The organism is Rhodoferax sp. GW821-FHT07G04 (assembly GCF_059418585.1).
Window position 1 is genome coordinate 244,415 of the sequence record NZ_JBWKQD010000003.1, and the last position, 13,543, is coordinate 257,957.

The window sequence follows — 13,543 nt, forward strand, 5'->3', positions numbered from 1 at the left end:
GGTTCTGTCCAAACAGCTTGCTTGTCTCAGTGATCGCCTTCCCCGAATGATCAAAACTGGCCCCTAGCCAACGCCATCTGTCGGCGAAAATAAACCATTCCCAACCCGCCCGCCATCCCGCTTCCCCCCATCCCCAACTCCTGTGGTGCCAACAAAACAAAAGGGGTTCATCCTGACCCGCAACTGGCGGGACACGACGGCGGGAACCGAGATCGAGTACTGGCTGGCAACTGACGCTGGGCCGCTGAAGGTGCTGCTGACGGCGCAGACCTCAGTGGCCTTTGTAGAAACCCGGTTCCGGGCGGCGGTGGAAGCGCAGCTTGCGGCCATGCCGGGGATGGAGCTGCGCGAACTCGAACTCAAGACCTTTCAGCAAGGCCCCGTCGTCGGGGTGTATGCCAAGCACTTTCGCCAGCTCGGGCAACTGGCACGCAAGCTCCAACCGCAGAACATCCCCCTGCTGGAGGCCGATGTACGCCCGCATGACCGCTACCTGATGGAGCGCTTCATCACCGCCGGCGTATCGGTGGAAGGCGGCAAGCTCAAGCCCGAGCCGGACTATCGCCCGGTGCTGAAGGTCGTGTCCTTGGACATAGAAACCAGTGAAAACGGTGAGCTGTATTCCATTGCACTGGACGGCTTGCCCGAGCGCGTGGTGTTTATGCTGGGTGAGCCCCCCGCTGAACCTGCCGAGCGCGCTGAGCCGCTGGACTTTGCGCTCATCTACCTGCCGACCCGCAGGGCCATGATCGAGAGTCTCAATGATTGGTTCGCGTCCAACGACCCCGACGTCATCATCGGGTGGAGTGTCATCCAGTTCGATTTGCGCGTGTTGCAGAAGACGGCTGACCAGTGCGGGGTGTCGCTGCTGCTGGGCCGCGAGCGCCAGCCCATCAAGTGGCGGACGCATCCGGGCAAGCAGGGCTATCTTTTCGCACCCACGCCGGGCCGCATCATCGTGGACGGTATTGAGGCGCTGAGGGCTGCGGTGTGGAGCTTTCCGTCGTTCAGCCTGGAGTCCGTCTCGCAGGCGCTGCTGGGCGAGGGCAAGGCCATTGGTGACGAGTACGACAAGATGGCCGAGATCAATCGGCGCTACCGCGAAGACAAACCGGCGCTGGCGATCTACAACATCCGCGACTGTGAGCTGGTCTTGCGCATCTTCGAAAAGGCGCAACTGCTGCAGTTCGTCATGGAACGGGCGCACACCACCGGCTTGGCCGCTGACCACTTCGGTGGCTCCATCGCCGCATTCAGCCACCACTACTTGCCACGCATGCACCGCCTGGGTTATGTGGCACCCAATGTGGGTGAGATTCAGCGCAAGGCTTATCCGGGTGGCTATGTCATGGATTCCAAACCCGGCTTCTACGATTCCGTCGTGGTGCTCGATTACAAGAGTTTGTACCCCTCCATCATCCGCACCTATTGTGTGGACCCCGTAGGTTATGCAGAGGGTCAACATGCGGGTGAAGCTGGAGACCCCATCCATGGCCCCATGGGTACGCTGTTCTCGCGTGACAAGCACTGCCTGCCGGAAATAGTGACCACACTCTCGCGCAGCCGCGATGAAGCCAAGAAAGTCAAGAACGAACCGCTTTCACAGGCGCTGAAGCTGCTGATGAATTCCTTTGCCGGCGTGCTGGGTGCGACCGAATGCCGCTTCTTCAACCCCGAACTGGTGTCGGCCGTGACCCTGCGCGGGCACGAGATCGTGAAGCGCACGCAGGCATTTGTGGAGGACCGTGGGTATGAGGCCATCTACGGCGATACGGACTCCATCTTCATCTGGCTTGGGCGCACCCATACCAATGCCGAAGCGCATGCCGTGGCCACCGAGCTGGTGCGCGACATCAACGCCTGGTGGGCGCGCACGCTGCACGAAGAGCAGGGCCTGGAGAACTTCCTCGAGATCGAATTCGACACGCACTACAAAAAATTCTTCATGCCCACCATCCGAGGCTCGGACGTCGGCAGCAAGAAGCGCTACGCCGGCTTGAGCATAGACGCGGCGGGCAAGGAGGAGATGGTTTTCCGCGGCTTGGAGATGGCCCGCAGCGACTGGACCCTGCTGGCGCGGCAGTTCCAGGAGGGCTTGCTCTCACGTATCTTCCATGACCAGCCTTACCGCGAGTTCGTGACCGACTATGCGCACACCACCTTGGCGGGCGCCAAGGATGAACTGCTCATCTACCGCAAACGCCTGCGCCACCGTCTGGATGCCTATGTCGTCAACGTTCCACCGCAGGTGCGTGCCGCGCGTACGGCCGACGCGTATAACGCTGGCGTCGGCCGACCGATGCAGTACCAGAACGGCGGATGGATTCAGTACGTGATGACGAAGAACGGGCCGGAGCCGCTGGAAGCCCGCCAGTCTCGTATTGACTATGAGCACTATTTAAGCAAGCAGCTACAGCCGATTGCGGATGCCATCCTGCATCCTATGGGGGAAAGCTTTGCAGAGTTGACTTCGGCGCAGCAGGGGCTTTTTTAGCGTTGTCGAATGCGCTACTCCGCCCGAGCATTTCCGCAGCAATTTCACTCTGCAAGAGCTAGTAGATAGACAGCAGCATCGGACCGCCCAATAAGACTGCAATACACCCATATATAAGCCCCAAAGGGATGGCAAGGACAATGATGCTGATGTTTCCAACCGTTTGCAAAGCAGCACTTTTTCTTATTGCTCCTAAGCTGGGGAAGAACGTGAATAATTGCAGCACAAAAGAAGGAACACACACGACCGCGAGGATGAGGCCAAACAGCAGGGCGTCACCGTGCGGGTTGCTCCAATTTGCCCCGGTGAAACTACCCACAACCAAAGTGACGAATAAAGCGGCAACAGGCGCTACGTTTGCTAGAAGAAGCAACTTCAACGGTCTCGGTAATCGCCTTACGTGGTGCAGAAACATGCAATTCAGCGAAAAATTGTCGGCATAGGTTGAACACTACAGCCTGCGCCCATCTCAGTGTTCCAGCGACCAGACACCGACCAACGACCGCAACTGGCCGCGATGCCGGGGGGCGTTAACCAAGGCAAGAGTTCATCACCTCAGTTGATTGCACGACATGCACCGCAAGTCTTTGGCCGGCGGAAAGATGGCACGGCCGAAAAATAGCAGCACGAATGCCAGCGAGATCGCAGGCCAACTGCGTTGCCTTTCGAACCGCTCGGACCCACAGCGCAGGCACTGCATGACTTCTGGAGGGTATGACTCAACCAGAGCGGTCTCAAGTTCGCCGCGATCTCGCGAGATTAGGATCGCTTGCGCCCGCTCTACATGCTCACGACGGACAAGCAGGCGAACACCACCAAAACCCAACGACATGGGCCACCATGCCGCCACAATGTGCTCGCTCCCGAGATAGGCACCAATACCCTCCGACTCCAGGAGCGCCCGTGCAATCTGAGCCTCCCAAGGGCTTATGTGCACTTCAACGACGGTGAATGCGATGACTTGGTCCAAAGCGAGTCCCTGTGCGTTAGCTCACGCTACGAAATCTAATCATCATACTGATTCAAGAAATAGGCTCGATAGAGCCAGCCAGGAATTTTTTCCTTGTCTGCTTTGTCAATATAGACAAACGACTGCGGCTGAAAACTGCCATCTTTTCCAAATTGCCCGAAGACGACGCGTGTTTCGCCAACCTTGGCCGAAAAATCGAATTGTCCTGCGCAATCCGTGCCGGCCATGCTGTTGAGGACACCGTTCACTTCCACGGTTTGTTTCCCTGTCTTCTCTCCAAGCCAGTGCAAGACCTTGAATTGAATCTTTAACGGTCGCACTTGCAGATCACTGCCCGTCGCACTGCCTTCGGTTACGGACAATGCTCTACCGAGAAACACTTCGCCAGAATACCCGTGAAGCAGATTCTGAATTTTGGGCTTACACGCCCAAGCGTGTGGGCTTGCCAAACTTAGCAGCACCCCAAACAGCAGGAACGAATGATTGGATCGCATATCAGCCCATATGAGTTGCACTAACTTTTTTTCCGCGTCCAATTATTGCTGCAAGGGCAGTGGCTTGATGAAACTAGCCGCTAGCCCCCGTAAAATATGCACATGCCGCTACTAAATTGATAGTTTCCTCAGCCGAATACTGAGCCCGCAATACAGCAACAGTCCCGCAGGTCCGAACAGAAAAGTCAGTGGCAGGCAGGGCAGTAGCAGCCAACGGCCGCGTTCACGGGTTTGTACATCGTCCACCATCCAGCGGCCCAGCCACAGGTCAAACGCCAGGAAGTGCACCCAGCCACCCGCTAGCTTGCCGGGGGATGCAAACAGCGTTGTGACACCAGCCAGGCTGCCGAAGTTGCCACCCGGTGCGCTGCCCCAGTGTTGCACCAGTAGCAGCACATAGGCGGCGCACAGCAGCAGGGGCACAACCCGGCCGCCAAGCTGCAGCAACCGGCTGCGCACGGTGCCAGGCTTGCACACCACGCCGACTACCAGCAGTGCCCAGCCCAGCAGCGCGAGCGTGCTGGCCCCTTCAAATGCGACGTCGGGCGCCAGGCTGTAGCTATGCATCGGCCACGTTGCCTTCGGGGCGCACCACCATGGCCTGCTGACCATAGCGCACGACCTTGCCGCCGTGTTCCTCAGCAAAGGCGACGGCCTGCGCGTGGGTCGAGAACCAGGCGTTGGGGTAGCCGAATTCCAGTCCGGTGCTGTAGTGCTCCAGCGCTTGCGGTGGCTGGCTGCGCAGCGTGGGCAAATAGTCCTCCCAGTTGGCAAAGCCAGCCTCCACGGCCAGCATTCGCAAGAAGTGTTTGCGCTGTAACAGATGGCGCTGGCGGTACAGAGCGCTGAGGGTCAACTCGGCAAAGGCGCCCGCCGCGTGGGCGCGGCGCACGGGGGGCATGGCGACCAGCAGGGTGGCGTCCTTGGACGCGCGGTGCAGCGTGCGGGCCAAGCGCAAGGCCTGCTCGACGGCGCTGAGGGTGTTGGACGGCGTGGGTGTGCCAGCGGTGCTGGACGTGGTAACGGTGGGGATGCTTGAATGGCGCATACCGACTCCTTGATAACAACGGCCGTTCTCGCAGTGGGCCAGGTAGGAGGGGTATGCAAGCGATAGCGGCTTGCGTGTCAGGTGCATCGGCTTTCGCGAGCTGGGCGTCCTGAAAGCCCGGCCCGCATTGTAGCCTTGCAGTTAAGCCGACACCCAACCCAGCGCCGCCACCGGTGGCAGGTCTTTGGAGACGCAGTGCCAGTGCTCACCGGCATCGGCGCTGATCCACAGGCCGCCGGTGGTGGAGGACATGGCCAGGGTTTGTCGGTCCGGGGCCAGTTCCAGGCTGTGGCGGTAGACCAGGTGGTAGGCGTTTTCCTGCGGCAGGCCGCTGGTGAAGGTTGTGAAGGTCTTGCCGCCGTCGTCGGTGCGGTTGACGACCATTTTCCCGTCCAACGGATAGCGGTGGGTATCAGCCTTTGCGGGCACAAACCAGGCCCGCAGAGGGTCCACCGGGTCGCAGGCCACGGCGAAGCCAAAGCCGGATGGCTTGGGCGCGGCAATGGCGTCCCACACCTGGCCGCCATTGCTGGAGCGGTATAGGCCGCAGTGGTGCTGCGCCCACAGCACATCGGGCTGGGCGGTGCATTGCACCACGCGGTGCGGGTCTTGCGTGTTGGGGTCTTGTTCGCTTTCGGGGGGCAGGTAGTCGGCCTTCATGCCATCGGCGGTCAGGCTCCAGGTCTTGCCACTATCGGTGCTCTGCCAAACACCACCGCAGGAAATGCCCAGTGTGATGTGCTGTGCATTGCGCGGATCCACCAGCACCGAGTGCATGCCGGGGTAGTCGTTGCCGCCGCCAAACCAGCCCAGGCGCTTGGGGTGTTCCCACAGCGCGGTATTCAGCGTCCAGCTGTGGCCGCCATTTTCGGACTTGAACAGGCCCGCGGGCATGCAGCCGGCCCACAACGTGCCGGGCTCTGCGGCAGACCCGGGTGTCAGGCTCCACAGCATCTCCACATTCCATGGCGTGGGGTCGTCGGCCAGGGGGCCTTCGGTGGGCTTGGTGGGGAAGGCGGGCGCGGTGATTTCGGTCCAGTTGGCGCCTTGGTCCGTGCTTTTGCGCAGCTTGACGCCAAAGTGGCCCATTCGTAGCGCGGCATACCAGTCGCCATTGCGCGGGTCGGCCAACACCTGGGTCACGGGGTCGCCGGCAAAGTGGTGGGTGGCGATGGCCCATTGCGTGCCTTGACCTTTGACCACGAACAGGCCTTTGCGGGTGGCTACCAATAGAGTTTGCATGGGATCGGTCTCCTGTTTAGGTGGGGATCATCTTCAGCCGCCGGTGAGGGCTTGGATGACCAGGACGGTGTCGCCGGACGAGAGTGTCTGCTCCAGCTTCTGCCGGTTCAGCACCATGGTTTGGTTGATGAATACGGCCACGTGTTTGCGGATATGGCCTTGGTCGTCCAGCACATAGTGACGAAGCTCCGCAGGTGCTGCTGCAAGTGCGGCATCCAACACCGCGCGCAGGCTGCCGGGTGCCACGCTTTGTGGTGCGCATTGCACATGGCGGCGCAAACTGGCCGCGAATTCCACAGTCACCACAAGGAGCCCTTCATGTGTTCAGACGGCGCAGTATCGCAACGACGCCCACCCTTGGCAAGCTGATCGACCCTACACCAAGGGCAGGGCCGTGGTGCTCTTGATCTGCTCCATGGAAAACGCGGACGACACGCCCGCCAGGTTCACCAGTCCGATCAATTTTTTGTAGAAGCGGTCGTAGCCATCGATGCTGGAGGCGACCACTTTGAGCAGGTAATCCACGTCACCACTCATGCGGTGGAACTCCTGCACCTCGGGCAACGTGCTGACCACGGCGGCAAAGCGCGTCAGCCATTTTTCGTCGTGCTGGCCGGTGCGGATGCTGACGAACACGGTCACCGGCAGCCCGACCTTGTGGCGGTTGACGACGGCCACGCGCCGTTCAATGAGGCCATCGTCTTCCAGGCGCTTGACCCGCTTCCAGCACGGTGTGCTGGACAGCCCGACCTGCGCGCCCAGCTGCGCCATGGACAGCGTGGCGTCGCGCTGCAGGGCATCCAATATCTGCAAATCCAATCTATCTAGCATGGTGTTCTACAAAATATGAAAAATTGATATTTACATTCTTTATTTTCGGCTACTTTGGTGAAATTTGGAATGTATTCACCGCGGAGAGTTTCTACACTTCTCGCTATCCATTGCACGCAACCGCCGCTACCCACCATGACCTACGCCCTGTACCTGGACTCCAACGCCACCACCTCCGTGCTACCCGCCGCCATAGAGGCTGCCAGCCGCGCCATGCGCGAGCAATTTGGCAACCCCAGCAGCAGCCATTCGCACGGCATCGTGGCCAAGGCCTTGCTGGACCAAACCCGGGCCAGCGCTGCCCAGGTGCTGGGCGCTGGTGACGGCCATGTGGTATTTACCAGCGGTGCCACCGAAGGCATCCAGACCGCCGTGCTGTCGGCGCTGCGGGCCATCGGCGCGTCGGGTGCAGGGCAAGGCCGTCTGCTGGTCTATGGCACAACCGAACACAAGGCTGTGCCACAAGCGTTGGAGCATTGGAACGCCGTGCTGGGCTTGGGGCTGGAGCTGCGGGCCCTGCCGGTGGATAGCCAAGGCCAACACGATTTGCAAACCCTGGCCGACTGGTTGCCCCAGACTGCGCTGCTATGCACCATGGCCGCCAACAACGAGACAGGCGTCATCACCCATCTGGCCGCCATAGAAGAACTGCTGCTGCAGACGGGCAGCAAGGCCCTGTGGTTGGTGGACTGCGTGCAGGCACTGGGCAAGATGGACCTGGACCTGCAACACAGCCGCATCGACTACGCACCGTTCTCCGGACACAAGCTCTATGCCCCGAAGGGCATAGGCATGCTGTATGTGCGCCGCGGCGCACCGTTCACGCCGCTGATGGCCGGTGGTGGGCAAGAGGGCGGTCTGCGCAGCGGTACCGAAAACATGCCCGGCATCGCAGCCCTGGGCGCGGTGCTGGATGCTCTGCAGCAGGGCGACACCTTTGCCAGCCACGCCACATTGCGCGGCTATCGTGACCAACTGGAGCGTGCCTTGCGTGCCGCATTCCCGGCTATCGCTTTCAATGTGCCGCTGGAGCACAGCCTGCCCACGACGCTGAACTTCTCGGTGCCCGGCATCACCAGCAAGGCCATGCTGGATGTGTTTGATGCCGCGGGCCTGCGGGTCAGTGCGGGCAGCGCCTGCAGCGCGGCCAAGGCCGCTGCCAGCTACGTGCTGGACGCCATGGGCCTGCCAGCTTGGCGCACCACGTCTGCCGTACGCTTGTCCATCGGAGCACTGACCTCCGCCGAAACCGTGAAGGCCGCCTGTGCGGCCATTGCCCGCTGTGGTGAGGTATTGCTGGCGCTGCATGGCGCCGACGAAGGCCAAGACTACGCGGCTGTGCCGGATGTGGCCTGCAGCGCCGAAGAGGTTGCGGCGATGACGCTGTGTTGGAGCGATCTGGGTGCCTTCCTGGCCGCCCATCCCAAGGCCCACCTGTTGGACGTGCGCGAGGCGGCCGAGCACCATGCCAGCCGCGGCATACGCTACGGCAGTCTGGCTGCCATCAACGTCCCCTTGAGCACCATGGTCGCACTGCCTGCCACGTGGATGGATTCCAACAAAGGCACGCCCGTGGTGCTGGTCTGCCGCAGTGGCAAGCGCAGCCTCAAGGCCGCCCAATGGCTGCGCAGCCAGGGCTACACCCAGGTGCGCCATCTGCATGGCGGCTTGGCGCTGCGGCCCGATTCGTCCAGCCACATAGCTGCCTTACCACACTCGCAAGCCCCCAAAATCGCCCACGCCGCGACCGCTTAAAAACAAGGCACGGTCTTGCAAGCCAAGCCTGGCGCGGCTTGCGGCGCTTGTGAACACGCTTATCCACAAGCTAGCCCACAGAGGGGCGGGGTAAGTTTTTTTGCAGTTTTTTGAAAAATTCAGGGCAGCGTGAAGTCAAACGTATAGACATGCTGTCCGCCGGTGATCTGAATACCCATCTGCCCCTTCAGTCCCACCAACTCGTCGGTGCCGGAGTCGGGTACGACCTGTACAGTCAGCTGCGGTGTGCCGCGGTCCATGGTGCCGGTGTGCATCAGCACGAAGCTGCCCTTCTTGCCAGCCAGGGTTCCCGTCACGCGCTCAATCGCCACATAGCCGGCCGAGCCCTTGACCTCGGTGCCCGCGGCCAGCATTTCGCCCAGGCTGTGGGCGCTCAGGTCGCCGTGGAAGGTCTTGTCCAGCGTGTTGCGGCCCAGCTTGGCGGCTTCGATCGCCGGCGTTGCTGCCTGGGGTGTGAGCTTGACGTCGAAGCTTCCGGTGATGTGTTGTTGCATGTTCGACTCCTTCGTGGCATTGACTGGGGTGGATATTGTGGGTGGTGCAGCCCTGGCGGTGCCCTGTGCGCACAGCAGTATGCACAAGGCTATAGCGGTTGCTGCTGCGCGTGGTGAATGTGTTGTCATCTATCGGTATCCTCTGGATGTCCAAAGCAGCCTATGCGCTTCGGTTCTGCTTGGCGTTGTGTTGTATTACACCGGAGCACGCCGTAGCAGGATAGGAAAAACGCGACAACACCAGCATGAGCCAGCCCGACCCACTACCCAATCGCACACCTACAGCCCAGCCGCGCGGTGTTCTGCGTCCCAGCTTCAGCCAGGGTCAGTTTGAACACAATCGACAATTGCCCAGCGCTGCATTGGCCGATTGGGTGGAGCACTACTGGCACGTGCGCTGGGATCTGCGTGGCCTGCCTGCGCAGCAGCAGGCCACGCTGCCGCACCCCAATGTGCACTTGGTGGTAGAGCAGGGCCAGGCCCGCATCTGGGGCGTGCACCACGGCCGTTTTGTGCGGCAACTGCAAGGGCAGGACCAGGCGTTTGGTATCAAGTTCAAGTGCGGCGGCTTTTATCCCTTCTACCGCCAGCCGGTGGCCGATCTGCTGAATGGCTCATTGGATGTCAGCACCTGCTTTGGCCCCACGGGGGCGAGCCTGGCCGCGCAAGTGCTGGCGGCGCCCGACTTCGCCACCATGTGCGCGGCGGCAGAGCGCTTTTTGCTCCACCACCTGCCGGCCGCTGACTCACAGGTGGCGCGCGTCAGCGGCCTGCTGGAGCGCATTGCGCAAGAAACCACCCTCGTGTCCGTGGACGACGTGTTGACCCTCAGCGGCCTGAACAAGCGTGGCCTGCAGCGCCTGTTCCAAAAGTATGTGGGCGTCGGCCCCAAGTGGGTGGTACAGCGCTACCGCCTGCACGAGGCCATTGCCCAGGTGCAGGCGGGCAAGACGCAGAGCTGGGTGGAGTTGGCGGTGGAGCTTGGCTATTTCGACCAGGCCCACTTTGTGCGGGACTTCCGCCAACTGGTGGGCATGGCACCGGGTGAGTACGAAAAGAGCCTTGCACTCCCCGGTGCTTGAGCTGCCACCCACTCGGATGACGGGTATAAACTGAACCCCACTATGCGCGTCACCGTCTACAGCACCCGCCTCTACGACCGCCAGGCACTGGAGCGCAGCCAAGGGTTCGGCGCCCACCATTTCAACTTTCTGGAAGCGCGGCTGGATGCCAGCACCGTGGCCACAGCGGCCGGTGCTGACGCCGTGTGCGCGTTTGTCAACGACCAACTGAACCGCGCCGTACTGCAAGCACTGCACGACCTTGGCGTGCGCCTGGTGGTGCTCCGCTGTGCGGGCTTCAACCAGGTGGACCTGGTGGCCGCGCAAGAGCTGGGCGTCGCAGTGGGCCGCGTGCCTGAGTATTCGCCCTATGCGGTGGCCGAGCACACGCTGGCCCTGCTGCTGACGCTGAACCGCAAGATCCACCGCGCCTATGCCCGCGTGCGCGAGGGCAATTTCGCGCTGGACGGTCTGCTGGGCTTTGATGTGCATGGCCGCACGATTGGGGTGGTGGGCACCGGTCGTATTGGCGAAACGTTTTGCAAATTGATGACCGGCTTTGGTTGCACGCTACTGGCGGCCGACCCCAAGCCCAACCCGGTATGTGTGACCATGGGCGTGCGGTATGTGCCCCTGCCCGAGCTATTGGCCCACAGTGATGTGGTCAGCCTGCATTGCCCGCTGACGCCACAGACCCGTCATTTGATTGACGCCGCGGCCTTTACCCAAATGAAGCGCGGCGCCATGCTGCTCAATACCAGCCGCGGCGCGGTGGTCGATACCCAGGCCGCCATTGCTGCCCTGAAGAGCGGGCAACTGGGCAGCCTGGGCCTGGATGTATACGAGGAAGAGGGCGGCCTGTTCTTCCGCGACCTGTCGGATGCGGGCATTCAAGACGACGTCTTTGCTCGCTTGCTGACCTTTCCCAATGTGGTGGTCACCGGTCACCAGGGTTTCTTCACCGAAGATGCGCTAACGGCTATTGCCAGCACCACGCTGGCCAACCTGGATGCCTTTGCGGCGACGGGCAAGCCGGTGTATCCGGTGCCAGCCTAATCCCCCAGCATGCTGGCCACCAGCGCAATACCCAGCGAAACCAAGTCCGCGCCCTCGGATGCGCTCTGCGAGAACAGGCTGCCGCGCTCGGCCTGCTGCGCGCGCAGTGCGCGCTGGCGGTCGCGCTCCAGCGAGACCAATGCATCGGCCAGGTCGGGTGCCGATGCCGGTGCGGCCGCAGCCTTGGCGGCTTTGGCATAGCCCTGCAAGGCCTGCTCTACGGCGGCAGGGTCTATCAGCGAAAACGCGCTGCGGCAGTGGGGGCAGGCCGCGTCTTTGCGGATATCCACCGGCGCACCACAGCCGGTGCAGTGGATGACGGCCAGGCGCTTGGCCAGGTCGGCGATCTCGGGCTTGGTCAGCATGCGCACAAAGCCCTTTTCGATCAGGAAGGACGAAAACGGGCTGAAGCGCCCGTGCCCCTGCGCACAGCGGTAAGTGATGTAGCGCCCGGTGCGCACCACGTCAAAGCCTTGCGTCAGCCCACCCATGCAGCGCGGGCACTGCATCGTGCTGGCGTTGGCCAAGGGCTGGCGGGGCGCGTCGCGCTGCTCGTGCAGCATCTTGAACAGATCAGCCACCGCGGCGGGCGCCAGCTTCAGGTTTTCTTGCGGGTCAAACCACATGCCTTGGCAGGTAAAGCACAGGTCCAGTTCGACCGTGCCGTCGTTGTTGCCGGGCAGCGTCAATGTCTGCATGAAGTTGCGGCACGAGGAGCAGCGGGTAGGGTAGGGCATAGAGGCAGGTGGGATGGTTGCCGGTATTGTGCCCTGCCGATATCTAGTTGCGGTGACCCCTTATGTGGCGTGCGGGTTTGCTTGGCGCTAGGCCTGCGCCGCCTTCCACGCATCAAACCCGCCGCGCAAGGGGTGGGCATTGGGGTAACCCAGCTTTTGCAGGGTCTGGGCTGCATGCACGGCGCCGGCATCTTGCGGGCAGGCGCAGATGGTGACGATGGGGTAGTCCTTGGCCACGCCCGACAAAGACAGCGTCAACGCATCGTGTTCCGTGAGGTGGGCATGGGGTATCAGGCCGCCCTCGGCCGCCAGGGTCTGGCTGCGCAGGTCGATGATATGGGGCGGGCGGGGGCCGGCCAGGGCCAGCGTCAGTTCGTCCATGCTGACGTGGTGCATGGCGGCCAGGCGCTCGAAGCGGGTCTTTTGCCAATACTTCCAGGCAATGACGACCAGCACCGCGGCCAGGGCCAGCAGCGCCAGGTGGATGCCGTGCGCACCCGTCCAGCCCAGCAGGCCGTCAATCTGCGCCTGGAAGGCATAGCCGGCCACCAGGGCCAGCCCGGCCCACAGGCCCGCGCCCACGGCAGAGGCCATGAAGAACGATGTCCCCGGCATGCCCAGGGCCCCGGCCACCGGTGGCGCCACGGTGGCAAAGCCGGGTATGAACTTGCCAAACACCAGCGACCACACGCCCCATTTGGCAAAGCGTGCCTCGGTCTGGTTGACGCAGGAGCTGGGGTTGATCGACATCTTGCACAAGAGCGACAGCACGCGGTAGCCAAACCTGCGCCCGGCCTGGTACCACACCCAGTCAGCCAGTAGCGAGGCCAGCACCGCGGCCAGCAGCATGGCGGCCAAGGCCATCAAACCGCTGGACTGGCTGCCGGCCAGCACCATGGTGGGTACGGAAGGCACGGGCAAACCCAGCTGCTGCAGCAAGACGTTGCCAAAGACCAGCAGGTTGCTGTCGTGCTGCAAGAGCGGGGTGATCCAGGTGCTGGTATCCACGGTGGTTTTCAAAGAGGGGTGGAGGCCAGTCTAGCGCAGGCAAACGGATGCCGCTGGCCAGACAAGCCCCCTGAAAACCCCAATTCGGGATGAGAGGCCAAATTGCAAGGGGCGTGTGAGCTGGATTTGGCGTTAGGTCTCGTGAAATAGACATGTGTAGCTAGCAAAAATAGAGCAATCCAGATCACCATGGAGCAACCGCGCCACGAAGGCACGCTACTGCAATGGGACGACGCTCGCGGATCGGGCGGGCACTACGCGCCCGGCAGGGGCCAGAAGCTGATGGTGCTGGTAACGCGACTAAAGCCTAAAGCAGCGCTACGTGCGCCGGC

Annotated in this window: 15 protein-coding genes; 4 read left to right on the forward strand and 11 right to left on the reverse strand. The window is 62.0% G+C overall.

The features are described 5' to 3' along the window. The first annotated feature begins 142 nt into the window (after positions 1-142). Positions 143-2,494: a DNA polymerase II gene (locus AC07OO_RS18415; RefSeq protein ID WP_495083591.1), complete on the forward strand. Its 2,352-nt coding sequence runs from the start codon at positions 143-145 to the stop codon at positions 2,492-2,494. 58 nt (positions 2,495-2,552) lie between these two features. Here AC07OO_RS18415 and AC07OO_RS18420 read toward each other — a convergent pair whose 3' ends face one another. The 8 genes from AC07OO_RS18420 to AC07OO_RS18455 all read right to left on the reverse strand — a co-directional run bounded on the left by AC07OO_RS18420 (position 2,553) and on the right by AC07OO_RS18455 (position 7,079). Beyond that, on the reverse strand, positions 2,553-2,873 hold the full coding sequence (locus tag AC07OO_RS18420) for a hypothetical protein (RefSeq protein WP_495083592.1): 321 nt from the start codon (positions 2,871-2,873) through the stop codon (positions 2,553-2,555). A 171-nt stretch (positions 2,874-3,044) separates the two neighbouring features. Then, complete coding sequence (locus AC07OO_RS18425; RefSeq protein WP_495083775.1) at positions 3,045-3,431, reverse strand: putative signal transducing protein; 387 nt, start codon at positions 3,429-3,431, stop codon at positions 3,045-3,047. Positions 3,432-3,499: 68 nt separating this feature from the next. Further along, positions 3,500-4,000, reverse strand: coding sequence for a hypothetical protein (locus AC07OO_RS18430; protein ID WP_495083593.1), 501 nt, complete (start codon positions 3,998-4,000; stop codon positions 3,500-3,502). Positions 4,001-4,069: 69 nt separating this feature from the next. After that, entirely contained in the window at positions 4,070-4,525 is a 456-nt protein-coding gene (locus tag AC07OO_RS18435) for an ABA4-like family protein (protein WP_495083594.1), read from the reverse strand. Further along, entirely contained in the window at positions 4,518-5,006 is a 489-nt protein-coding gene (locus AC07OO_RS18440) for a hypothetical protein (RefSeq protein ID WP_495083595.1), read from the reverse strand. The genes AC07OO_RS18435 and AC07OO_RS18440 overlap by 8 nt, the downstream gene beginning before the upstream one ends. Before the next feature lie 141 nt (positions 5,007-5,147). Then, positions 5,148-6,248, reverse strand: coding sequence for a WD40/YVTN/BNR-like repeat-containing protein (locus AC07OO_RS18445; RefSeq protein WP_495083596.1), 1,101 nt, complete (start codon positions 6,246-6,248; stop codon positions 5,148-5,150). Between the two features lie 33 nt (positions 6,249-6,281). Beyond that, positions 6,282-6,554: a MoaD/ThiS family protein gene (locus tag AC07OO_RS18450; RefSeq protein ID WP_495083597.1), complete on the reverse strand. Its 273-nt coding sequence runs from the start codon at positions 6,552-6,554 to the stop codon at positions 6,282-6,284. Positions 6,555-6,623: 69 nt separating this feature from the next. Further along, entirely contained in the window at positions 6,624-7,079 is a 456-nt protein-coding gene (locus AC07OO_RS18455; protein ID WP_495083598.1) for an Lrp/AsnC family transcriptional regulator, read from the reverse strand. Between the two features lie 135 nt (positions 7,080-7,214). Here AC07OO_RS18455 and AC07OO_RS18460 point away from each other — a divergent pair, with 135 nt between their 5' ends. Further along, entirely contained in the window at positions 7,215-8,834 is a 1,620-nt protein-coding gene (locus tag AC07OO_RS18460) for an aminotransferase class V-fold PLP-dependent enzyme (protein WP_495083599.1), read from the forward strand. A gap of 119 nt (positions 8,835-8,953) precedes the next feature. Here the strand turns inward: AC07OO_RS18460 and AC07OO_RS18465 are convergent, their stop codons facing one another. Further along, positions 8,954-9,349 (reverse strand): DUF3224 domain-containing protein, encoded by a 396-nt coding sequence (locus tag AC07OO_RS18465; protein ID WP_495083600.1) that lies wholly within the window; start codon positions 9,347-9,349, stop codon positions 8,954-8,956. A 245-nt stretch (positions 9,350-9,594) separates the two neighbouring features. On the opposite strand from AC07OO_RS18465, the gene AC07OO_RS18470 reads away from it, so the two are divergent. Beyond that, complete coding sequence (locus tag AC07OO_RS18470) at positions 9,595-10,431, forward strand: DUF6597 domain-containing transcriptional factor (RefSeq protein ID WP_495083601.1); 837 nt, start codon at positions 9,595-9,597, stop codon at positions 10,429-10,431. Between the two features lie 42 nt (positions 10,432-10,473). Continuing rightward, positions 10,474-11,466, forward strand: a complete 993-nt coding sequence (locus AC07OO_RS18475; protein WP_495083602.1) for a 2-hydroxyacid dehydrogenase — start codon at positions 10,474-10,476, stop codon at positions 11,464-11,466. On the opposite strand, the gene AC07OO_RS18480 is transcribed toward AC07OO_RS18475, so the two are convergent. Continuing rightward, entirely contained in the window at positions 11,463-12,203 is a 741-nt protein-coding gene (locus AC07OO_RS18480) for a zf-TFIIB domain-containing protein (protein ID WP_495083603.1), read from the reverse strand. The two genes, AC07OO_RS18475 and AC07OO_RS18480, sit on opposite strands and share 4 nt — an antisense overlap. An 87-nt stretch (positions 12,204-12,290) precedes the next feature. Beyond that, positions 12,291-13,211 carry a VTT domain-containing protein gene (locus tag AC07OO_RS18485; protein WP_495083604.1) on the reverse strand — a complete coding sequence of 307 codons (921 nt, stop codon included), beginning with the start codon at positions 13,209-13,211 and terminating at the stop codon, positions 12,291-12,293. Positions 13,212-13,543 lie beyond the last annotated feature (332 nt).

What these genes read in the sequence shown, in the direction of transcription:
- AC07OO_RS18435 (WP_495083594.1), bottom strand. Translation starts at nt 4,525, where the DNA reads ATGCATAGCTACAGCCTGGCGCCCGACGTCGCATTTGAAGGGGCCAGC.
- AC07OO_RS18440 (WP_495083595.1), bottom strand. Translation starts at nt 5,006, where the DNA reads ATGCGCCATTCAAGCATCCCCACCGTTACCACGTCCAGCACCGCTGGC.
- AC07OO_RS18445 (WP_495083596.1), bottom strand. Translation starts at nt 6,248, where the DNA reads ATGCAAACTCTATTGGTAGCCACCCGCAAAGGCCTGTTCGTGGTCAAA.
- AC07OO_RS18455 (WP_495083598.1), bottom strand. Translation starts at nt 7,079, where the DNA reads ATGCTAGATAGATTGGATTTGCAGATATTGGATGCCCTGCAGCGCGAC.
- AC07OO_RS18460 (WP_495083599.1), top strand. Translation starts at nt 7,215, where the DNA reads ATGACCTACGCCCTGTACCTGGACTCCAACGCCACCACCTCCGTGCTA.
- AC07OO_RS18465 (WP_495083600.1), bottom strand. Translation starts at nt 9,349, where the DNA reads ATGCAACAACACATCACCGGAAGCTTCGACGTCAAGCTCACACCCCAG.
- AC07OO_RS18470 (WP_495083601.1), top strand. Translation starts at nt 9,595, where the DNA reads ATGAGCCAGCCCGACCCACTACCCAATCGCACACCTACAGCCCAGCCG.
- AC07OO_RS18475 (WP_495083602.1), top strand. Translation starts at nt 10,474, where the DNA reads ATGCGCGTCACCGTCTACAGCACCCGCCTCTACGACCGCCAGGCACTG.
- AC07OO_RS18480 (WP_495083603.1), bottom strand. Translation starts at nt 12,203, where the DNA reads ATGCCCTACCCTACCCGCTGCTCCTCGTGCCGCAACTTCATGCAGACA.